The following is a 22,007-nucleotide window of genomic DNA, read 5'->3' as shown; positions in this document are numbered from 1 at the left end:
TAATGATTATCAATGACTTGTTTCAGTATAGCACTTTTATCTTCTCTTTTAATAGACCTAATTTCATATAAAAAAAGAAAGTTTTTCTTAAAAAAGAGCGTGCTTCTCTATGAAAGCAGTGATATAATCACACTGATAATGATTCTCTTTATCACTAATTTTTATGAAAGAAGGAATGTCAGATGTTCCATACATACAAGAAAATCGGCGCAGCGCTGATTGCCATGCTGCTCATCGCCGCTTTGGCCGCATGCGGCAATTCTTCAGACACGAAAGGTTCTTCTGAAAAAGAAGAAACCATCACGTATAAAGCCGAAAACGGCAATATTAAAATTCCGAAGCACCCGAAACGGGTCGTCGTCATGGCTGACGGCTACTACGGTGACTTTAAACAGCTCGGCATCAATGTTGTCGGCGCGCCGCAAAACGTATTTAAAAACCCTTATTACAAAGGGAAAACAAAAGGTGTGACAAACATCGGCGACGGCACGTCCGTTGAAAAAATCATTGACTTAAAGCCGGATTTAATCGTTGTCTGGACGACACAAGGCGCCGATATTGAAAAACTGGAAAAAATCGCGCCGACGATCGCCATTAAATATGACAAGCTCAGCAATATTGATCAATTCAAAGAGTTTGCGAAAATGACAGGCACTGAAGATAAAGCAGACAAATGGCTGGCTGAATGGGATAAGAAAACCGCTGCCGCTAAAACAAAGGTTCAAAAAGCGGTCGGCTCAAAAACCATCTCCATCATGCAGACAAACGGGAAAGACATCTATGTATTCGGTAAAGACTTCGGCCGCGGCGGAAGCATCATTTATGACAAACTCGGGCTGAAGGCCACAAAACTGACGCAGGAAAAAGCCATTAATCAAGGACCGGGCTACGCCAGCATTTCACTCGAGAAACTGCCTGACTTCGCGGGAGACTACATCTTTATAGGGCCATGGCAGGCCGGCGGTGACGACAAAGGCGTGCTTGACAGCTCAATCTGGAAGAACCTCGATGCCGTCAAACAAAACCATGTCTACCGCATTGATCCGATCGGCTTCTATTTCTCAGACCCGATCTCACTTGAAGGCCAGCTCGACTACATCACAAAAAGCTTAACAAAGTAACCCCGAAGCCGCTGTCACAGCGGCTTTTTATTACGCTTAAAACTTGACAAAAAAATTCATCAATTCTGTTGTCAATTAGTTTTAACCATTTGTAAACCATAGCATATAGTTCTATTAATCAATTATATGAAATTTGTTTATCAAATGGTTTAGGAGGATTTATTTTGCGAGGAGCTGCAGGTATTGTTATTGCTGACTGGCTTGGAGAGCGTTGTCTAAATCGTAAAGAATATCATCAATCGTTTCAATACCAATAGAAAGACGAATCATATCCGGAGTAACACCGGCTTTTACCTGACTTTCTTCATCCAGCTGTTGATGGGTCGTGCTGGCAGGATGAATAACCAGTGATTTCGCATCGCCAACATTCGCCAAATGACTGAAAATCTTCACGCTGTTAATAAATTTCTTCCCTTCTTCCACCCCGCCTTTAATACCAAATGTGAAAATGGATCCTGCTCCTTTTGGCAAATACTTTTGGGCAAGTTCGTGATAAGGGTTTGATGCAAGGCCTGGATAATTAACCCATGAGACATGGGGATGTTTTTCTAAAAATTGTGCAACCTTAAGGGCATTTTCTACATGGCGCTCCATCCGCAGAGGAAGAGTTTCTAATCCCTGAAGAAACATAAATGTATTGAATGGCGAAGCGGAAGCTCCAATGTCTCTAAGCAACGTAACGCGTGCTTTTGTAATATAAGCTAGCGATCCCAGTGCATCTGTATAAACTAGCCCATGATAACTTAGATCTGGTTCTGACAAACCTGAAAATTTTCCGTTCGCCCAATTAAATTTTCCAGAATCTACAATAACACCGCCGATAGAGGTTCCATGGCCGCCAATAAATTTGGTAGCTGAATGAACCACAATGTCTGCTCCATACTCAATTGGCCTGCATAAATATGGGGAGGCAAATGTATTATCAACGATAAGCGGAACATTATTTGCATGTGCAATATCGGCAATTGCTTGAATATCCGCAATATTAATTCGAGGATTTCCAATCGTTTCTATAAACACAGCTTTTGTTTTGTCATTCATTTTTTCTTGAAATTGAGCTGGATCGTCTACATCAACAAAGTGAAATTTGATTCCTAGCTTTGGAAAAGTATGAGCAAATAAAGTATAGGTCCCCCCATACAGGCTGCTGGAAGCGATAATTTCATCTCCTGCTTCTGCAATATTCAAAATAGAATATGTAATAGCTGACTGTCCCGATGAAGTTGCTAATGCCCCTACGCCGCCTTCCATTAGGGCAACACGTTGCTCAAAAACATCATGAGTAGGATTCATGATTCGTGTATAAATATTTCCGGGTTCTTTTAAAGAAAACAAATCTGCAGCATGATCTGTGTCGTTAAAGATATATGAGCTTGTTTGATAAATAGGGACTGCTCTAGAATTTGTAGTGGGGTCAGGTACTTGCCCTCCATGAAGAGCAATTGTTTCAAACCCTAATGAATGTTTTTTCTCCATCATTATACCCTCGTTTCACTCGTCTTTATATTCTGAATATTAAGTAATAATATCACAGAGTTTAGTTCTCTACTACCCATTTTGCTATGAAATGGTTTAATCGCTCTTTCTTTTAACTTATGTTAATTTACCTGGTTAAAATAAACAATTTACAAATTTTGATTTCAGATTTCCTTTCTCATTATGAAGAATAGAGTAACTAAAGAGTCAATAGCATATAAGTCACTCTTCTATCAGTTAGGGATCTAGCACCCCATTTAATTAAGAAGAGTTTCTCTATTTAACTACTTGTTCGGGTATATTAGATACTTTCTGCTTTGTATTAGACACTAAGAGTATACTCATTAATACTACCGATAAGCCTATATAAGTACTCAAGGTAGTTCGTTCATCTAAAAATAAAACACCCCAGATTATACCGAATATGGGTACCAATAGGGTTACACTAACGGTTTTAGTTGGACCTATATTTTTTATCAGATAAAAATAGAGAAGATAAGCAACACTTGTAGAAAATACGGCTAATCCTAAAACTGAAATAGTCACACCTATACTTGGTAACTTGTTAGGCATATCAAGGAGTGCAAAAGGCAGTAAAACAATACTTGCTCCTAATTGCTGTCCAATAGCTAAATCAAAAGATTTCATATCTTGAAAAGCTCTTTTACTATATACTCCTCCTATTCCATAGAATAAAGCTGCTAAAGAAATAGCTACTATTGATAATATAACCTTTACATTTAGTTGAATAGGACTCCAACCAACCAGGATTCCTACTCCTATGCACCCCATAATAATACCAAGGAAAGTACGCATATTTTTACCTTCTTTAAGCCATAAAATAGATATGATTACGGAAAACAAGGGAGTTGTAGAATTAATAATAGCAGCAAGTGACGCGGAAAGGTTTAACTCAGCGTAAGCAATTAAAACGAATGGAATGGCTGCATTAATGGCACCCAGAATCATTAACTCTTTCCATTTGTACTTGATTTCTATTTTTTGTTTTAGTAATCGTGCAAAAATAATAAGAGAGATAGCTGCAATTCCTACACGGCTTTCAATAAGAAATAAAGGGCCTAATGAAGGTGAAGCTATTTTGATGAATAAAAATGATGCACCAAAAAGGCTAGCCAGCAATAGTAAGATGCTAAATTGTTTGAAAGACATATCTTTACCATATCCTTTCTAAATGAGTAATTAAATCTCAAATTGACTCCTAACAGTTTAGCACCTAAACTTTCAGGAGTCAATTTGAGTATGGGGTCTTAAATCTGGCTTACCGTCAAAAATTAAATATGGGCTATGTTGTTCATGTTCAATTAAGAGTAAATAGGTATGCTATACTGAGGAATAAATAACTAAAGTGATACCAGGTGAAATGTATGAAGACAAGAGAAGAAATTTTTAATGAGCTACTAGAATCTATTTATGAACTCTCTCGTAACACGAGCGCATACGAAAACATACCTCGAAAATATGGAACAGAAGATGAACTATATATGGTTGAAGCACATACCATTGATTTAATTGGAGAAAATGTGAAAGTTAGTCCTTCGCACCTTGTGAAGCTTACCAATAAAACAAAAGGTGCCATTTCTCAAATGGTGGATAAATTATTAAAAAAAGGGTTGGTTATAAAATATAAAAATCCAACCAATAGCCGAGAAGTTATCATAGAATTGTCGGAAAAAGGGAAACAAGCTTATAAGTATCACAAAGAACTTGATCGAATAGAATATGGAAAAATATTGAGTAGACTGGATCAATTTTCAACAGAAGATTTTATAAACTTCATGAAAATAGCTTCTGTAGTAAACAACCATATGAAAGACTCAACTCGAAAAAATTCCCATTAATTTCATATACCTTACAAAATCAATCACTAAAAGTTAAGTACTAGTGTTATGGGATCTTTATCTGAAAGTAATAAAAAGAACCCATTTTAAAATAATCAATCAAAATGGGTTCTTTATTATTTTTTAAGCTCTGTTTAATTTAATGTTTCAATTGCCTCACGCGTAAACGGAATTAATTCTTCTGTTCGTCCGTCTCGGATTTTGTTTACCCAGTCAGGATCAGCCAATAATGCGCGACCCACCGCTATCAAATCAAATTCTTCACGTTCTAATCTCTCGATCAAATTGCCCATTTTGTTGGCTTTGCCATTGGCCTCTTCTCCAGTAGCGAAGAAATCCACGAAATCAGCGCCATCAAGACCGACAGAGCCAACTGTAATTGTTGGTTTTCCTGTCAGTTTTTTAATCCATCCTGACAGATTCAGTTCAGATCCTTCAAATGCAGGTTCCCAAAAGCGACGAATAGATGCATGAAAGATGTCCACCCCTGCATCAGCTAATGGCGTTAAGAAACGTTTTAGTTCTTCTGGAGTTTCTACTAATTTTGCTGTATAGAAATCATATTTCCACTGTGAGATTCGCAACGAGATTGGGAAATCTGGTCCAACAACACGTCGGCAAGCTGCGATGACCTCACTCGCAAAGCGTGTGCGCTTAACTATGTCGCCACCGTATTCATCGGTACGTGTGTTTGTTTTTTCCCAAAAGAACTGATCGATTAAAAATCCATGGGCTGCCATAATCTCAATGCCATCAAAACCAACCTTTTTAGCATTGGCTGCTGCCTGTGCAAAAGCTTCAACCAATTCCAAAATTTCTTGTTTTGAGTAATCATTAGCGTTGCCTCGTGCACCCATGTGCCACAATTGAGAGAAAATTTTCCCACCGGCCTCGTGTACCCCATCAACTACTTTTGACCAACCGTTTAGCGCCTCTTCACCGTATAAGTGTGGTACGTCCTCCTGCCATGCTGGCACCTCGGATGCAACATCAGGATGGTTGATAAACGTACCCTCTGTCACAATAAGTCCAACACCATTTTCAGCTCTACGACGATAATACGCAGCGACATCCTCCCCTGGTACTCCATTTGGAGAAAAGTTTCGCGTCATAGGTGCCATCAAAATACGATTAGATAGTTTCAGATTTCCCATTTCGAATGGTTTAAAAAGAGCTTCAACTGACTGAAAATTATTCATAAAAACCTCCAAGTTTTATACTTTAAGACTTATTCATTATGCATTAACTCCATGGTCAAGAGCAGATCCGACTTTCAAGGCAGTTGCTACCATAATTGATTCAGCAACTTCTTCTTTGGAATCTCTATGTTTTTTAACTTGTTTAACATCGTCTTGACTAATAATTCTTCCCTCTAATTCCATTTATCCGTACCTACCGTTTGGTACAATTTTATGTTAGCAGATTAAGCGGACAAGCTGTTAAGAAATGTTTCGATTTCTTCTTGTGTTTTTCGAGCCTTGCTAACAAACCGCCCTGCTTCTTCTCCGTTATGATAAGCGATAAAACTTGGAATACCAAATACATTCAGTTCTATGCACAAATCAATAAAGTCATCCCGGTCTACATAAATAAACTGATATTCCGAATAATTTGCTTCAATGTCCGGCAAAATTGGCTCGATCGCCCGACAGTCTGGGCACCAGTCCGCTGAAAACATAAAGACAACGCGCTCTGTTTTTTTTAACTTCTCAAAATGATCCATTGATTGTAAATTTTCCATCATGATTCCCTCCATTCTTTTCATATACATAATCTTTGTATTCTTTAGCACGTATAAGATGTTGGATATCATCTATATTATCCATTTGAACATCTCGCATCCATCCTTGATCATAAGGGGATTCATTTACATATTCAGGACTATCCTCTAATTCTGTGTTTACTTTTAGAATCTAAAGGATGAGATAAGTTCGGAGTAGTTTTAATGGACTCCACATCACCACAGCTATTGTTTATCGATAATGAATTCCCTTCCTCGGGGGATCTAAGAATACAATTTCATCAAATCGTTGTTTGAGCATAATCTGTAATCTCCAAACGTACTCGATCTTCAACTTTTGCCCAAATAGGGTCCTTGGAATAATACAGTTCTGTTGGTGTAATCACTTAACCTCCTTCTATCAACAACCAAACTTTTGTACCTACCAGTCGGTACAATACTATATTAGCATGCTTTTTTAGGTTTTTGCAACCCTGTATCTTTTAAAAAATAAAAAGACGTATATTCACCATTTTCATTCACAAAGCACAATTGTTACTACCAACCATCAATTATCTACCTTATTTAAAATAGAGTACAACAGAGTAGCTTAAGAAAAAAATCACTGTATTTCAATGATTAATAAATGTATCATTCCAGAAGGGGTCATGACTATTACATCATCATTTAATTTGTGACCAATTAGACTTTTTCCGATTGGAGACTCATCAGATATATAGTTTTCAGATAAATGTGATTCTGCAGAACTAACAAGTTTAAGATGCATTTCATATTTTCCTGTCATTTCTTTAACAGTGACAATGGATCCGATCCCTACTTCTCGTATATTTGCATTTTTAATTATTTTTGCTTGCTTTATAATGTATTCCAAATCATTTATTTTCTTTTTAAGTGCAGCAAATTCATCTACTGAAATTTGATACTCAGGATCTTCATTAAAATCACAAAAATTTCTACTCTCTAGAACTTTTTCACTAACTTCTTTCCATCTTTTTTTCTTTAAATAAAGTAATTCTTTCTTCAACGCATTATAACCAGCTTCCGTGAGTAACTTCTTGTCTATCCTCATTCACCCTCCTTTACCGAAACTATTTTTCTCGGCTTTGTTGATTCTGTTACATTTTTGCATAAAGAATCACCAAACACTAATGCGATAATCAGTAACGGTTAGGAAATCCGGAAAATCCATTGCTATGTTAAAGTTTTTAAGATTAAGCCTGATACTGTACTGTTACTCCAACAGTTGGTTCCTAAAGCTCCATAATTTCATGGAACTTCCTCACTTATGCAGTGGGAATAATAACAAGAATAGTGTTAAAAATCAGGGGTGAAAGTTAAGCTGTTCCTATTCAACTAAAGGATTGCTTTAATTAAAGAACAAAGATTAAACAAGTGAAAATAGAAAGAGAATCTGTCAAGTTCTCTTAAATACGAAAAATAAATGCCATTACTGTGTTAAAAAACAAAATGAGTACATCGTTTAATGTTTATAACGGATTAGAGAAATCATTGCCCAAACTCCTATAACAGGACCGATCGCAAGGATGGAGAATGCCCATTTCCACCCTACGATATCTTCAAAGACTGGAATCAAATAAATAGAAAAGACCGTAATAAGAAAACCTATAGCCATTTGAAATGTCAAGGCAGTTCCTGCACATTCTGATTTTGCGAAATCTGCAACCATTGCTGAAAATTGTGCTGAATCTGCAACAACTGATATCCCCCAAATGATTGCTACAATAACGGTAATCCATATAGAAAGACCAAAGGTAAGTCCGATACATAAAGAAGATACAGCACTAACAATCATGGCAATCATAGAAAGTCGTGATTTTCCAATTTTATCAGCACATAATCCACCTATTATCGAACCTATAGCCCCCGAAATTCCAATTGTTAAAAATGCAAATAGTGTACTGGTCTCTTGTAAAGTTGTTCCCTTTAAGGATGCTTTAAAGCTGGCTGTTAAGAAATATGGAAGCCATGTCCACATAGCATACAATTCCCATATATGACCAAAATATCCATAGTTAGCTAGCATTACAGGTCGATTTTTTAAAATGTATTTGAGTGTATTTATCGACACAGTAGCTACTTCTTTTTTAGACTCCGGAGCATCCGGAAGACCCCAATGCATAATACCAGCTGCGATTAATGCTAATAAAGAGCTGACCAGCATTAATATCTTCCAGCTGACATTCGGAATAAATAAATTAAAAAGATGTGGCAATGAAGAACCTAATGTCAGAGCTGCAATCAGGATTCCAATACCAAATCCTCGTCTATTTTGAAACCAAGTAGAGAGTAGTTTCACGGCAGTTGGATAAACACCTGCCATAGTAATTCCTGTTAGAAAACGAAAACTTAATCCCATTACCATTCCGGTGCTTAAAGTAAATAAACTATTGATAACAGCTCCGAATATACTGGCAATAGCAAATATTTTTCTTGGGTTATAACGGTCTGCCAACCCTAGAAAAGCAAAACAAATGGCTCCAATAATGAATCCAACCTGTACGGATGTGGTCATCCATGACCCTTCTGTTGCACTCATTCCCCATTGATGTCTTAATTGGGGAAGAACGGCTGAAGCGCTAAACCATAAACTGAGGGCAAATAGTTCAGCCAATGCAATCAAAAATAGAGCTCTCCATCTATTAATACTGTTCACATCAGACATAATGGGGTTTTTTCCTCCCCTCGCGTTTCCAATTCTGCCTGCAACGTATGAGAACGTAGACATTACGCATGGAATATGTCGGGTATATCTACGTTCTTTTTAAAATTAGTTATACAAAGGTAAAGTAAGGTCGGCCTTGTCATAAAGCTTTTTTTACTTGTTACGTTTAAGCGTTGAATTCACGTGAACATTTCTTTCTAGTGAATTTTTTACAGGAGAAATTTCCATTGCTTTTGAAACTAACTCTTCAAGTTGTTTATCGTCTGCGTCACTATCTACCGTGAATTGAACATCAACTTCATTAAAACCTGGATTTCCTTCTTTTAAGCCCAACATTACATTTAAGTCTAATTGTCCTGAAGTGCTAACTTCTAGGGAATTCACCTTAATACCCTTTAAACTAGCTGTTGCAATAAATGCAAGTGATAAACAACCACCCAGAGCACTTAATAAAAGTTCAGCTGGGCCTGGACCCTTATTAGATCCTGAGAACCAATCTGGCTCATCAATCGGAATGGGTTTGTGGTCACTTACATGCGCTTCAGCGTAAAATCCATCTTTCCATTTTACCGAAGAAGACCATCCTGCCATTCCTTCCTCAGGATTTTTCTTGTAATTTTCTACTAAGTTTTCAATAACTTTTGTATCGACTCCATTAATTTTTGTCATTTTTATATCTCCTTCATTTTGTTTTTTATAAAGATTATCTCTTTCTACTCTCGTTATCTAATAAAAGTTATTATGATTTTTTGGGGGAATGGCACAGCTGCCAACAGTACATAACCTTCCATAAGATTATTCATCATATGCAACTAATGCATTAACTCCATGAGAAAGAGCAGATCCGGCTTTCAAGGCAGTTGCTACCATAATTGATTCAGCAACTTCTTCTCTCGTTGCTTTCGCTTTTTTGGCTGCTTTAGTGTGGATATCAATACAGTAAGGGCACCCTGTTGTATGTGCCACTGCTATAGCAATCAACTCTTTTTCCTTAACACTAAGTAATCCCGCCTTCATCGCTTGTTGGTCAAAAGTCATAAACGCTTTAAAGGCATCTCCATCTAACTGAGAAAACTCTTTTAGTCGGTTGATATAAGGAGCTCTAAATAATTCATCATCAGCTGTTCCATCATAAGCGTTTAAAGCATTGACACCATGAGCAAGAGCAGACCCTGCTTTCAAGGCAGTTGCTACCATAATTGATTCAGCCATTTCCTCCCTAGAAGCTCTATGTTTTTTAACTTGTTTAACATGAAAATCAATACAATGGGGACATCCAGTCGTATGAGCAACAGCAACTGCAATTAATTCCTTTAATTTAGCTGTTAACTTTCCTTCAGATAACGCTTTTCTGTCAAAATCTACAAATGTTTTAAAGCTTTCAGGTGAAAGTGTACTAAATTCACCTAAACGGTTAAAATGTGATTTTTTGTATAAACTATCGTTCTGATTCATAATTTTCCCCTCTAACTTTTTTATTTCACACCTGACTGTACCTACTATTCGGTACAATTAGGTGTGATGATATATTACCAAAATAGATCAATGTTGTTTCTTATGAATTCTCAAGGTTTTCAATATAATGTTGGACGCTTTGAGCTGCTATTGATCCATCACCCGTAGCTGTGACAATTTGGCGCAGGGTTTTATCACGGATATCTCCAGCTGCATAAATACCAGGAATCTTAGTAGCCATTGCTTCATCCGTCACTACATAACCTTCTTCATTGGTTATATCTAAGTTTTTGAATGCAGCATTTAACGGAAGTGTACCCACGTAAATAAATACACCATTTGCAGGGAATTGAGATTGTTCCCCTGTTTTTGTATCTTTTAACGTTACTGTATTCACTGTTCCATTTCCTGCATTTATACTTGTAACTTCTTTATTCCAAATGAATTCAATCTTTTCATTGCTAAATGCTCTTTCTTGGAGTATTTTTTGTGCACGCAACTGATCTCGACGGTGAATAATGGTGACTTTTGAAGCGAAACGTGTAAGATACACAGCTTCTTCTACAGCCGAATCTCCTCCACCCACAACAACAAGTTCACGTCCTTTAAAGAATGCTCCATCACATACTGCACAATATGAAACTCCTAAACCACCAAGCTCATTCTCCCCTGGAACTCCAAGCTTTTTATGGTCTGCCCCAGTAGCGATGATAACAGATTTTGCATAAAATTCTTTCTTTGTAGTTACTACTTTTTTTAAACGGCCTTCATCTATAATTTCTTTTATATCTCCATATTCATATACAGCACCAAACTTTTTGGCGTGCTCAAACATTTTATTAGAGAGGTCTGGACCTAAAATATGATCAAAACCAGGATAATTCTCTACATCCTGCGTATTAGCCATTTGTCCACCAGGTATTCCACGTTCAATAAGCAATGTGTTCAAATTAGCACGTGAAGTGTAAACTGCTGCTGTCATTCCAGCGGGTCCTGCCCCAACTATGATGACATCATAAATTTTCATTTCCTCCAATGTGATCTCCCTCCTTTAAAAGAATTCAATAATGCACATTTGATTAAAGGGACTTAATTTTTGAAACTTCTTCTTTTAATTGCACAATACCAACAATACCAGTAAAAGGTTTTTCGAATTTATTATTAAAATAGAAGCGTGTATTAGGGATACTCATTACACCAAATTCTGCAGCAAGCTCCGGATTCTCATCCACATCAACTTTAACAACTTGTACTTTATCACCAAACTCTTTGTCAAACTCCTCTAATGTCTCAGCAAAAACCCGGCATGGTCCACACCAAGATGCTGAAAAGTTTAGTAAAACCACTTTATCTGTATTTAAGTTCTTTTCTAAATTACCATCTGTTACTTTGATTATAGTCATTTTGTTTTTCCTCCTGAGTTGTAAAAAGCTTTTTTTAATAATTAATTGAATCGATTAAAGAGTAGACACTTTACCTTTGACTTCTATTTCTACGCCTGCTTTTTTGACCATGTTACCTACTATACATGCTCTATCAGCTGCTTCATTCACTCTTTGCATTGACTGTACTTCTTTTTCTGTTGCATCAGCAGATAAAACAACACGAGGATAATGGATAATATCAAAACTACTGTCAGAAGCAACCATCTCAGAATCAACCTCAATACTCACTACTGGCAGTTTTCTTGATTCAACCATAGACACTAATGTTGCTACATAACAAGCTTGTACTGATGACACAAGGATTTCTTTAGGTGATGCTCCTTGCCCATTACCTCCATACTCTGTTCCTATAGCAATGGGTGTATCAATATATTGAGATTTGATGGTGCCGTTACCTTCTACTCCTCCTTTCCAAACAGCATTCAGTTTTACATTCAAATTAGACATATTAAACACTCCTTTAGTTTTTGATTGCCATCATTTTTAACATTGTTAAAACATCATGTGATATAGATTTCACTTACTCTTTCCAGTCTTTTTTCTAATTGTTCAAAATGAACAAAGCGTGCTTCTCTCAAATATTCAGTTCCTTCAATGAATAAAAGGAGTGCAGGAACCGTAAGAATTGAAAACCTTGAGGCTATCTCCTCTACGTTGTAAGCATTGATATACCCTAATTTGATATGTGGAAATTTATCCAGTAATTCTCTGAGTTGAGGCAAGACTGCATGGCATACTCCACAATCCGGCCTTGAAATATACAAAAAACTAAATTTATTATGATGGATAAAGTTATCTATTGAATCTAAAGATGTTAATTCAACTGTTTCTACCATTAGACCTCTCCCTCCTAATACTAGTCTTTAATAGGTTTAAACTTAAAACTGCCATTGCTAAACAGACCAGATCTATATTTAGTTTTGGAAGAGAAGTTAGAGTTTTAAAAAACTCATCTAAGAAAAATTGGTTGCCCCACTTATTTTTTTCTTGGAGGAATTCCGCAGCTTCCATCAGTACATAGTGTGTCATCCTCATTATTCACTGATATATTCTTAAGTTTCAGTAACGGATTTTCTTCTTCCCATACCTTGTTGAGTGCCTCTAAGAAAGCCTCTGCTGGTTGTGCACCTGAAACGGCGTATTTCTGATTTATAATTAAAAAGGGAACTCCAGAGATACCATAACGCTTAGCTTCTATTTGATCTGATCTTACCTCATCTGCATAAAGAGACTTGTCATTTAGGACCTTCAGAGCCTCTTGTCTATCTAAACCAGAAGCCTCTGCTAAATCTGCAAGGGTTTCATGATCACCTACATCCTTAGAATCAGTAAAGTGTGCATTAAGCAGATTTTCCAAGATATCAGCTTCTTTTCCTTTTGTTTTTGCCCATTTTGTTAAGCGGTGGGAATCAAACGTATTAGTTGGTTTCAAACCTTCTAAATTAAATGTTAATCCAACCTTTTTTGCACTTTGAGTTAAGTTTTCAAGGAACTGTTTTGTTTGTTCGGCATCCCCAAATTTAGAAAGTAATTTTTCGTAAAAACTTTGCCCGTTATATACTGGCGCACTAGGATCTAATTCAAAACTTTTATATTCAACTTTAACTTCATCTTTAAAAGCGAATTGTTTCAATGCTTTTTCTAAATTTTGTTTACCTATATAACAAAAGGGACATGCTACATCAGACCAAACTTCAATTTTCATATGAACACTCCTTTAATTAAATTATTTAAATTTGACTTACGTAATTATCGTATTCCTCCGCCTTTAGAAGTTCTTTTATCTCCTCTGTGTTAGAAGCTTTTACTTTCAGTAACCACCCTTTATCATAAGGTGATTCATTCACAAATTCTGGACTATCTTCTAATTCTGTATTCACTTCTATAATCTGTCCGTTAATCGGAGAAAAAAGCTCAGATGTAGTTTTAACTGATTCAATACTCCCAAAGCTAGCATCTTTCACTGTTGAAGTTCCCACTTCTGGGAGTTCTAGAAATACAATTTCTCCAAGCGTTGATTGAGCATAATCAGTAATTCCTAAGATAGCAATGCTGTTATCAACCTTTACCCATAAATGTTCTTTAGAATAATACATATCTGTTGCACTCCTTCAGTCAGTTATAAGCAAGTTACTGTACCTACTATTTGGTACAGTAACTTTTGAAAAATACTCTTATAATTATTCTTTTTTCTTATTGTGACTTAAAGATGCCTGAACATGAACATTTCTTTGGATTGTATTTTTTACAGGTGAAAGTTTCATGGCCTGTGCAACAAGTTCTTCAATCTGATGTTCATCCGCATCACTATCGACATTAAAATGCGCATTGATTTCATCAAAACCAGGATTTCCTTCCTTTAATCCTAAAAAGACATTCAAATCTAGTTGTCCTGAAACCTCTACTTCTAATGAGTTTATCTTAATTCCCATTCCACTAGCAGTTGCAATAAACCCCACTGACAAGCAAGAACCTAGTGCGCTTAATAAATATTCCACTGGGTTTGCTCCCTTATTGGAGCCTGCTAACCATTTTGGCTCATCAACATGAATAGGAGCATGATCACCTACTTTTGCCTCAACATGGAATCCATTATCCCATTTTACAGAAGATGACCAACTTCCAGTACCTTCAGCAGGATTTTTTTTGTATTGCTCCACTAAACCTTCAATAATACTCATATCAACACCATTTAATTTTGCCATTGTTTATCTCTCCTTCAGCACAGGATTGTACCTACCAGTCGGTACAAAAAGAGCTTAACATAAGAAAAACAATATTGCAAGAAAAAAACAGTTGACTATTCTAGATTAAATTGTTTTCGGATTACTTCTATAATGTCACTTAAAAAGTTGACGTTTTGTTGGTTTTTCATTAGCAAAATTCCTCCTTCAATCATAGCTACAATTGCTTGAGCATCTTTTTTAGTATCAAAGGAATCTAACAGACCTTGTTCAACCATTTCATTTAATGTAATCTCTATAGCCCCTATCCAACATTCAAATAAATGTTGAATTTTTACACGAAACGTTTCATCATGCTCGCTCATTTCAATGGCTAAGTTTCCTATAGGACAACCTGATTTATTCTTCACTTCAGTATGAAAAGTAAGTGTTCTGTCCAACATCATATTTAACTTATTTACTGGAGTATTATCTGACTGAAGAATATCTGATATTAACTCTGTTTGCCATTCATGGACTATAGATTCCACTACTGCTAATCCTAAATCATATTTAGATGAGAAGTAGTGATAAAATTGGCCTTTTCCAATCTCTGCAGCCACAAGAATATCATTTATAGAGGTTGCTTGATATCCCTTAGAATAAATAATCTCTCTTGCAGCTGATATTATTTCGTGCTTTTTAGACAAATTTCTCACACCTTAATCGCAAAGTTTAGTTTATATATTATATGATTCCATTAGGTTTTGCCAAGCATTTTAGGAATGGATCATATTTCCATCATCCAGTATAGTCATCAGAACATTACTTTCATGTAATGAACAGTTAAGAAATACCTTAAATTATAAAAGTAGGACAGGCTCCTAGCACCATGTAAATAATAAACGGCACCTATGCTATAATTTACATTTTTGGATTAACATGTATAATAAGATTCTCCCGGCCGGAGATTGATGTAAATAACGGAGGATTTTATATGAAAGAAAACAAGGCGAGTATGACTTCCCTTCTGTCCGCTTTCGGAAGGGCGTACCACAGTAAATACGACACCCCGGTGATATTTGATGATTTTATGGCACAAGATCTGATTTCTGAAAAAGAGCATTCGGACATCCGCGATCATCTGATTCAAGGTATATCATTTTTCAGCAAAGACATGGCCCAGAGGCTTCAAGGCCAACCGGATGACATCTTAAAATGGGTGACTCAAGTACAGCTGTCTCCTACACCGTTAGCCCGTGCCGCATATTGTGAAGAAGTGCTTTTGAATGAAGTGAAGCTCGGGGCCAAACAGTATGTTATCCTTGGCGCGGGGCTCGATACTTTTTGTTTCAGGCATCCTGAGATGACAAACGCCTTAGACATATTTGAAATCGATCATCCCGCTTCACAGGAAGACAAAATAAACAGATTGAAACATCTGAATCTCGGTATTTCCCATCATCTTCATTTTGTACCGATGGACTTCGCCGCTTCGCTTTCTTTCAGCCGTCTGTATCAGGAAGGTTTTTCACGCCAAAAAACCTTTTTCAGCCTGCTCGGTGTGTCATACTATCTTACGAAAAAGCATCTCGCCCGCCTGCTCACACAATTATTTGCTGAAGTCCCGCCGGGAAGCTCTATCGTGTTTGATTATGCAGATGAGTCCCTTTTTGAAGAAAGAGGACTGTCAAACAGAGTGGAAAACATGGTGAAAATGGCTGCAGCAAGCGGAGAACCGATGTTATCGTGTTTCAGTTATAAAGAAATCGAAAAAATATTAGAATCATCAGGTCTGCTTATTTATGAACATTTATCTCCGGCGGACGTCAATGACCGTTTTTTCAGCGGACGCACTGACCATTTAACCGCATTCGAGACCATTCATTATATACATGCCGTCAAAAAGTAATCAGCTGCCGCAAACAAAAAAAGACATCTCACAGACGTGAGATGTCTTTTTGTCATACCGATTGTCTGTTGTTTGCAAATTTCTTTGAGACGAAAGGATATAACAGCAAACCGACGAAGAACAGCCCGATACCGAGAATAAAGGTCGTTAAATCGGCCGTTCCGGTAATAATGACATAAAAAGAATAAATGCAGGCAAGGATGGCGATGATACCGTCTCTTACTCTTGAACCCTTTATCTCGTCATACGTTTCACCCGTAAAAATGAGCTTCAGGCTGTAAAACGCTGACACGAGATACGGAATCAGATAAGCGAGCGTCGCCGCCGTCGTTAAAAACGTAAACGCGTCACTGATCGTCCGGGAAATAACCGAAAAGATAAAGATCTGTGACATCACGTTCGTTACGATTAACGACACAACCGGGCTGCCCTGTTTATTCGTTTTTGCAAAAGCAGCGGGAAAGTCTCCTGATTTCGCCGCTTGATACGGAACTTCAGAACCGAGAAGAATCCAGCCGAGCATCGTTCCGAACAGACACAAAATCGCCAGAATCGCCATAATGACGCTTCCCGCGCTGCCGACGATCGCGTACAATACGTCAACAAACGGTTTTTCCGAGCCGACAAGCTTACCATGCGGAAGCACGCCCATCGTAATCAATGTTACGATGATATAGATGCTGAGAGCGATCAATAATCCGGTAATGGTGGCGCGTTTCACGTCACGCTGCGAACGGGCGCGCCCGGATAAAATGACTGCCGATTCAATTCCGACGAACGCCCATAATGTTGAAATCGCCGCATTGTGGATCTGTCCGCCGATTCCCTCAACTGTGTGAGGACCTGTTTGAACCGGAAAATAAAAATGATCGAAAAACGACGTTTGAAACACAAACAAACCTGCAATGATAAAGAAGATAAATCCTAATACTTTTGAAAACGTCGTGACAAAATTTAATTTACTCGCACCGTTAATGCTGGTGACGAGAATCGTGTGAGTGCCCCATAATAAAACCGTACATACGGCAAACGTCAGCAGCTGGCCGAGCGTAACCGCCTGACCGCCGATCGAAAACATTTCACGCTTATCCGTTAAAATCGGGAAAAATGATGTTAAATATCCGGCAAGGCTCGTGATGATCGCCACGTTGCTGATCCAGCTCGCCACCCAGTAGCCCCACACCATCGTGAAGCCCGCTGCATTCCCTTTTTTCCGATCGCTGAACAGCGCACGCGCATAGCTTTGCGGCCCCGCCGTCAGCTCAGGCTTGCGGATGGATAAGTGGCCGAAGACCAGCGCGATCATTAACACACCGGCTCCCGTTAAAAGCCATGCCGATGTGGCGCCGAACGGGCTCGCGATTTTTGCGAGCGTACTCGGAAGCGAAAAGATGCCCGAGCCTACCATATTTCCTACGACAAACGCCGTTAATAACCAAAAACCCCATTTTTTCGTCTGTTCCATTCCTGTACCTCCTGGTTGTTCATTCGTACGGACCAGACCCCGAGACCATATTTACACGCAAAAAAAGCCTGAACAAAAGTCCATGCTTAAAGAAACACACACACCCTTGATCTCCGGATAGCCCTCCGCGAAAAAGCACGCGGCAGTCCTGCACTTATTCAGATACAGTCCCAGCATAAAGAAGGATCGGCTTTCTTTACACTTCGGCGCTGATGCCTTTAACACATGTTTTGCGGCCCCTATCAGCCTGGCATGTGCGACTCATCATCAAGCGCAACCTCTACCTCACCGAGAAAGAGTGAGGATTTTTATCATTCAATTCTACTCAGAGGTTATCAGAGATAAAAAGATCTGTCAAAGGGAAAAATTAGATGGAAAACGGATAGAGCGTTCGCCCTACCCGTCTTATATGGTCAGCGGTTGTTTTTTTTCTTTTGAACAGCTTCTTGAAGCGGATCGTCTTTCAGAGCTGCACCGGCGTCTTCAAGCGCGCCTTGAATGACATTTTTGTTTTTATCGCTGTTTTTTCCTTTTTCTTTGTTAAAGAAAGCCATCTGTATCACCTCTTTATCAAATATAGGTACACCTATAATGTGTCTTTTTCCGCGGCAGAATATGCGGAATCCGCGTCTCCTTCCTTTTGGCGGAACAGGTAAAGTTTGTTGATCAAACATGCATTCTCTTGATATATTTGTAATTCAGGGGATTTTGGCAAAAATAAAAAGGAGAAGCGAAAAATGACAGGAAAAACACACATCATGGGAGGCATCGCTTCTTGTTCCGCAATTGCGTATTATTACGGGTATGATCCGGTCCTTATGACCTCAGCGGGTGCCCTCGGGGCGCTGATTCCCGACATATGCCATACGAAAAGCAAAATCGGCAGGACGCTGCCCGTTCTGTCCAAAATCGTAAGCACGGTGTTCGGCCACAGAACGTTTACACACAGCCTGCTGTTTATGCTTATTATGTTTTTCATTACGGCAACCTATATTCCGAATCCGAGCATTTCCGCCGGACTGATGATCGGAATGGCGAGCCATCTTGTGCTTGACGCATGGACCGTCAACGGCATTAAACTGCTGTTTCCGTCCGCCATCCGCTTCCGTCTTCCCCTTTATATGAGAACGGGGAGTTTTTCGGAGCAGCTTGTGCTGGCCGGCTTAACGATTGTATCCTGCTATTATTTATACGAACTGGTTCACGGCCGCATCTCTTAAACAAAAAGCATCTTTCGCTTTTAGGGTGAGGAGTCATACATATGAAGAAAACCTTTTTCAGCAATCATCGGTTTTTATGCCTGTCCATCCTGTTCATGTGGATGAAAACCTATGCCGTTTATAAGCTCGGTTTTGATCTGCAGAACAATTCGGTTCTTGAGGAATGTCTGCTTCTCATTAATCCGCTGAGCTTCATTGTGCCGCTGTTCGGCATCGCCCTGCTGCTGACAGAAAAAAAACAGCGGATCTTTCTGCTTTCGGCAAATGTGATGCTGACGGGAATTTTAATCGCGAATACGGTGTTTTACGGGTTTTATATTGATTTTATCACCATACCGGTTTTGTTTCAGGCGAGCAATATGGGTGATATGGGAAGCAGCGTCCAAGAGCTGTTTCACCCGCTTTATATCGCCTTATTTTTGGATATTGCGGTTTTGTTTTATCTTGGTAAAAGGCATAAAGCCGATAAAGGTAAAGCCAGCACCCGTACCGTTAAAGCGTATGCGTGGGCATCAGCCGGCCTCATGCTGTGCAACCTTGCGCTGTCTGAGGCCGAGCAGCCGAAGCTGTTCAAGCACCCTTTTGATCGTGAAGCGCTCGTAAAAGGAATCGGCCTGTTCCACTTTCATTTGTATGACACCATTTCGCAGACGCTGAATGCAGGGGCTAAAGCGTTTGCCGATGAAGACAGCCTTGCGGCGGTCGCAAATTACACTCAAGCCGACTACAGCAGGCCGTCCGAATCAAAGTTCGGGCTCGCAAAGGGGCGTAATGTGATTTTTGTGACGCTCGAATCAACACAGCGTTTTGTAATGGATGAGCGGGTCAACGGGCGGGAGATTACCCCGTTTTTAAATATACTGCGGAAAAAAAGTTATGACTTCACTCATTTTTATCAGCAGACTGAACAGGGAAAAACCTCAGATTCAGAATTCATTACTGCGAATTCGCTGTATCCGTCTTCAAGCGGCGCCGTTTTTTTTACAAAAAGCGGCCACCGGTTCAATACGATGTACCATATGTTAAAAGACCGTCAATACTATTCAGCCGTTCTGCATGCCAATCATAAGACCTTTTGGAACCGGGATGAGATGTACGAGGCATTCGGAATCGACCGTTTTTTCGACGCGGATGAATTTAAGGTGACACAGGAAAATTCAACAGGCTGGGGTCTGAAGGACAAGGAATTTCTCGAACAGTCAGCGGAAAAATTAAAGAAGCTTCCGCAGCCGTTTTACGCGAGCCTGCTGACTTTGACCAACCATTTTCCTTTTGAAATTGATAAACAGGATCAGCTCATTGAGGAACCGGACACAAGCAGCGAGTTATTAAACCGCTATGTGACGACGGTCCGCTATGAAGATGAGGCCCTGAAACACTTTTTCAAGAAGCTGAAAAAAGAAGGACTGTATGACAACGCGATGATCGTCCTGATGGGAGATCATTACGGTATATCCGAAGCCCATAATCAAGGACTTGCCGAATTCTTAGGGAAAGAGGAAATCACTCCGTTTGATACGGTTCAGCTTCAGCGCGTGCCGTTTATCATTCATATTCCCGGGGTGACCGACCGTGCGCCGGAAACGATTGCTTCGGCCGCGGGACAGGTTGATGTAAGACCGACGCTGCTTCACCTGCTCGGCATTGAAACGAAGGGCAGCATTCAGTTCGGCAATGATCTGTTTTCCAGAGAGCGGACCCCGTTTGCGGTACTGAGAAACGGCAGCTTTATCACGGATGATCATATTTATACGAAAAATACGTGTTACAGCCGTAAAACGGGTGAACCGCTTTCTGACATGAGCGCGTGCAGCGATGAGAAAGAAAAAGCGGAACAAGAGCTGATGCTTTCCGATAAAATATTAAACGGCGACCTGCTGCGGTTTTATAAGCAATAAAAAAATCCCTCCGTTATATGGAGGGATTTTTCATGTTTCATATATAAGCCGTCCGGTCATTTTCGTATCATATCCGGATAATTGAGAAAGCTGAGACTTGAATTCCTCAGAATTAAGAATGTCCTGCACGCTTTGAACAAGCTCCCGGTTTTGTTTTAAGACGACCACATCGTACTGCTCACTGATCACCGGGATAAAGTCCGTGCCCGCCATATGCGCCGCATGCTGCGACCCGACTCCGATATCCGCCTTTCCGCTTGATACTTGTGAAGCCGCTGACAGATGATCCGTGACAATGTCATGATAGCCGGCGACATCAGACGGCGTAATGCCGAAAGATCTGAGCTGTTCATCCAGCAGCACCCTCGCGCCTGATCCTTTTTCGCGATTGACGATGCGGACATCTTTTCGGCTCATGTCCTGAAAACCCTGAATGTTCAGCGGATTACCTTTTTTCACATATAATCCGGCCTGCCGCAGCACGACATGAAAAAGCGCAAACGGCTCCCCTGAAAGAATGCGCTTCACGTACGGGATGTTATACTGCCCCGTCTCCCCATCGTATAAATGCAGACTGACGATGTCACAGGCCCCGCGGTACATCTCGATCAGGCTGTTCAAACTGCCGCTGTACTTGCGGAGCGGAGCCGCCTGTATTGTTTGTTCCAGCTGTTTGCTGAGGAGGTCCATCGACACATCCTGCCCGCTGATGATAACGGACTGCCTTTTTTCCGGCTCCCGCCCGCGGGACGGGTCAGGCGCTTCTGCTGCGGATGGCTTTTTTGACATTCTCATGTTTGCTTTATATTGTTTTAAGTCCTCTTCATCGACCCTCATCTGTCTTCCGACCCTGTACGCCGGAATGAGTCCTTTTTTTATCAAATCATATACTGTCAGTTTGGAGACCTTCAAAAGGCCCGCAACTTCTTCTATTGTATAGGAAGTGGCTTCCGTCATATTATCACGCTCCGTTTTTATTATAACTGTTCAGATATTGAAAAAAAACCGCACCATCACGTACAATTGCGTTATAATTAGTTTGATCTAATGATATTTAGCTATAAGGGGT

At 39.4% G+C, this 22,007-nt stretch carries 26 protein-coding genes and 1 riboswitch; of the genes, 5 read left to right on the top strand and 21 right to left on the bottom strand.

The window, feature by feature from the left end; genetic code table 11:
* Positions 1-182 precede the first annotated feature (182 nt).
* Positions 183-1,121, top strand: coding sequence for an iron-hydroxamate ABC transporter substrate-binding protein (locus ACNFN4_RS08815; RefSeq protein ID WP_104678949.1), 939 nt, complete (start codon positions 183-185; stop codon positions 1,119-1,121).
* 186 nt (positions 1,122-1,307) lie between these two features.
* On the opposite strand, the gene ACNFN4_RS08810 is transcribed toward ACNFN4_RS08815, so the two are convergent.
* Positions 1,308-2,597 (bottom strand): homocysteine synthase, encoded by a 1,290-nt coding sequence (locus tag ACNFN4_RS08810; protein WP_053285167.1) that lies wholly within the window; start codon positions 2,595-2,597, stop codon positions 1,308-1,310.
* Positions 2,598-2,873: 276 nt separating this feature from the next.
* A complete protein-coding gene (locus ACNFN4_RS08805) occupies positions 2,874-3,767 on the bottom strand; it encodes a DMT family transporter (protein ID WP_022553764.1) in 894 nt (297 codons plus the stop codon).
* A gap of 215 nt (positions 3,768-3,982) precedes the next feature.
* Between ACNFN4_RS08805 and ACNFN4_RS08800 the strand changes: the two genes are divergently transcribed.
* Positions 3,983-4,456 (top strand): MarR family winged helix-turn-helix transcriptional regulator, encoded by a 474-nt coding sequence (locus tag ACNFN4_RS08800; protein ID WP_038461595.1) that lies wholly within the window; start codon positions 3,983-3,985, stop codon positions 4,454-4,456.
* A 134-nt stretch (positions 4,457-4,590) separates the two neighbouring features.
* Here the strand turns inward: ACNFN4_RS08800 and ACNFN4_RS08795 are convergent, their stop codons facing one another.
* The 16 genes from ACNFN4_RS08795 to ACNFN4_RS08720 form a co-directional block, all read right to left on the bottom strand.
* A complete protein-coding gene (locus tag ACNFN4_RS08795) occupies positions 4,591-5,655 on the bottom strand; it encodes an NADH:flavin oxidoreductase (RefSeq protein WP_022553765.1) in 1,065 nt (354 codons plus the stop codon).
* Positions 5,656-5,691: 36 nt separating this feature from the next.
* Positions 5,692-5,838 (bottom strand): hypothetical protein, encoded by a 147-nt coding sequence (locus tag ACNFN4_RS08790; RefSeq protein ID WP_259347345.1) that lies wholly within the window; start codon positions 5,836-5,838, stop codon positions 5,692-5,694.
* Between the two features lie 41 nt (positions 5,839-5,879).
* Positions 5,880-6,227: a thioredoxin family protein gene (locus ACNFN4_RS08785; protein WP_323054380.1), complete on the bottom strand. Its 348-nt coding sequence runs from the start codon at positions 6,225-6,227 to the stop codon at positions 5,880-5,882.
* Positions 6,166-6,369, bottom strand: coding sequence for a hypothetical protein (locus tag ACNFN4_RS08780; protein WP_079891276.1), 204 nt, complete (start codon positions 6,367-6,369; stop codon positions 6,166-6,168). Before ACNFN4_RS08780 ends, ACNFN4_RS08785 begins: the two co-directional genes overlap by 62 nt.
* 429 nt (positions 6,370-6,798) lie before the next feature.
* Entirely contained in the window at positions 6,799-7,266 is a 468-nt protein-coding gene (locus tag ACNFN4_RS08775) for a GreA/GreB family elongation factor (RefSeq protein ID WP_022553767.1), read from the bottom strand.
* Positions 7,267-7,677: 411 nt separating this feature from the next.
* A complete protein-coding gene (locus ACNFN4_RS08770) occupies positions 7,678-8,880 on the bottom strand; it encodes an MFS transporter (RefSeq protein WP_038461599.1) in 1,203 nt (400 codons plus the stop codon).
* Positions 8,881-9,033: 153 nt separating this feature from the next.
* On the bottom strand, positions 9,034-9,549 hold the full coding sequence (locus tag ACNFN4_RS08765) for an OsmC family protein (RefSeq protein WP_022553769.1): 516 nt from the start codon (positions 9,547-9,549) through the stop codon (positions 9,034-9,036).
* Positions 9,550-9,675: 126 nt separating this feature from the next.
* On the bottom strand, positions 9,676-10,335 hold the full coding sequence (locus ACNFN4_RS08760) for a carboxymuconolactone decarboxylase family protein (protein WP_022553770.1): 660 nt from the start codon (positions 10,333-10,335) through the stop codon (positions 9,676-9,678).
* A gap of 100 nt (positions 10,336-10,435) precedes the next feature.
* Positions 10,436-11,371 (bottom strand): thioredoxin-disulfide reductase, encoded by a 936-nt coding sequence (gene trxB / locus ACNFN4_RS08755; RefSeq protein WP_104678948.1) that lies wholly within the window; start codon positions 11,369-11,371, stop codon positions 10,436-10,438.
* A 43-nt stretch (positions 11,372-11,414) separates the two neighbouring features.
* A complete protein-coding gene (locus ACNFN4_RS08750) occupies positions 11,415-11,738 on the bottom strand; it encodes a thioredoxin family protein (RefSeq protein ID WP_022553772.1) in 324 nt (107 codons plus the stop codon).
* A gap of 54 nt (positions 11,739-11,792) precedes the next feature.
* A complete protein-coding gene (locus ACNFN4_RS08745; RefSeq protein WP_038461601.1) occupies positions 11,793-12,227 on the bottom strand; it encodes an OsmC family protein in 435 nt (144 codons plus the stop codon).
* Positions 12,228-12,280: 53 nt separating this feature from the next.
* Complete coding sequence (locus tag ACNFN4_RS08740; RefSeq protein ID WP_022553774.1) at positions 12,281-12,616, bottom strand: thioredoxin family protein; 336 nt, start codon at positions 12,614-12,616, stop codon at positions 12,281-12,283.
* Positions 12,617-12,756: 140 nt separating this feature from the next.
* Entirely contained in the window at positions 12,757-13,485 is a 729-nt protein-coding gene (locus tag ACNFN4_RS08735) for a DsbA family oxidoreductase (protein ID WP_022553775.1), read from the bottom strand.
* Between the two features lie 25 nt (positions 13,486-13,510).
* The gene (gcvH, locus tag ACNFN4_RS08730; protein ID WP_022553776.1) at positions 13,511-13,876 is read right to left on the bottom strand and encodes a glycine cleavage system protein GcvH; all 366 of its coding nucleotides are present in this window, start codon (positions 13,874-13,876) and stop codon (positions 13,511-13,513) included.
* An 84-nt stretch (positions 13,877-13,960) separates the two neighbouring features.
* Positions 13,961-14,485 carry an OsmC family protein gene (locus tag ACNFN4_RS08725; RefSeq protein WP_022553777.1) on the bottom strand — a complete coding sequence of 175 codons (525 nt, stop codon included), beginning with the start codon at positions 14,483-14,485 and terminating at the stop codon, positions 13,961-13,963.
* 95 nt (positions 14,486-14,580) lie between these two features.
* The gene (locus ACNFN4_RS08720; RefSeq protein ID WP_022553778.1) at positions 14,581-15,153 is read right to left on the bottom strand and encodes a TetR/AcrR family transcriptional regulator; all 573 of its coding nucleotides are present in this window, start codon (positions 15,151-15,153) and stop codon (positions 14,581-14,583) included.
* A 287-nt stretch (positions 15,154-15,440) separates the two neighbouring features.
* Here ACNFN4_RS08720 and ACNFN4_RS08715 point away from each other — a divergent pair, with 287 nt between their 5' ends.
* Positions 15,441-16,355: a class I SAM-dependent methyltransferase gene (locus tag ACNFN4_RS08715; RefSeq protein WP_104678947.1), complete on the top strand. Its 915-nt coding sequence runs from the start codon at positions 15,441-15,443 to the stop codon at positions 16,353-16,355.
* Between the two features lie 52 nt (positions 16,356-16,407).
* Here ACNFN4_RS08715 and ACNFN4_RS08710 read toward each other — a convergent pair whose 3' ends face one another.
* Positions 16,408-17,820, bottom strand: coding sequence for an amino acid permease (locus ACNFN4_RS08710; protein ID WP_071392268.1), 1,413 nt, complete (start codon positions 17,818-17,820; stop codon positions 16,408-16,410).
* Positions 17,821-17,930: 110 nt separating this feature from the next.
* A riboswitch (Lysine riboswitch) is annotated at positions 17,931-18,111 on the bottom strand.
* A gap of 122 nt (positions 18,112-18,233) precedes the next feature.
* Entirely contained in the window at positions 18,234-18,374 is a 141-nt protein-coding gene (sspJ, locus tag ACNFN4_RS08705; protein ID WP_007410034.1) for a small acid-soluble spore protein SspJ, read from the bottom strand.
* 183 nt (positions 18,375-18,557) lie between these two features.
* On the opposite strand from sspJ, the gene ACNFN4_RS08700 reads away from it, so the two are divergent.
* Positions 18,558-19,040 carry a metal-dependent hydrolase gene (locus tag ACNFN4_RS08700; RefSeq protein ID WP_003151759.1) on the top strand — a complete coding sequence of 161 codons (483 nt, stop codon included), beginning with the start codon at positions 18,558-18,560 and terminating at the stop codon, positions 19,038-19,040.
* 41 nt (positions 19,041-19,081) lie between these two features.
* A complete protein-coding gene (locus ACNFN4_RS08695; protein WP_182071995.1) occupies positions 19,082-20,938 on the top strand; it encodes an LTA synthase family protein in 1,857 nt (618 codons plus the stop codon).
* Positions 20,939-20,968: 30 nt separating this feature from the next.
* Here the strand turns inward: ACNFN4_RS08695 and ACNFN4_RS08690 are convergent, their stop codons facing one another.
* On the bottom strand, positions 20,969-21,895 hold the full coding sequence (locus ACNFN4_RS08690; protein ID WP_007410031.1) for a substrate-binding domain-containing protein: 927 nt from the start codon (positions 21,893-21,895) through the stop codon (positions 20,969-20,971).
* Between the last annotated feature and the right edge of the window lie 112 nt (positions 21,896-22,007).

This window comes from Bacillus sp. N1(2025), from assembly GCF_053470005.1.
Note: the sequence above shows the minus strand (reverse complement) of the source record. Positions and strands in the feature narration are given on the sequence as shown.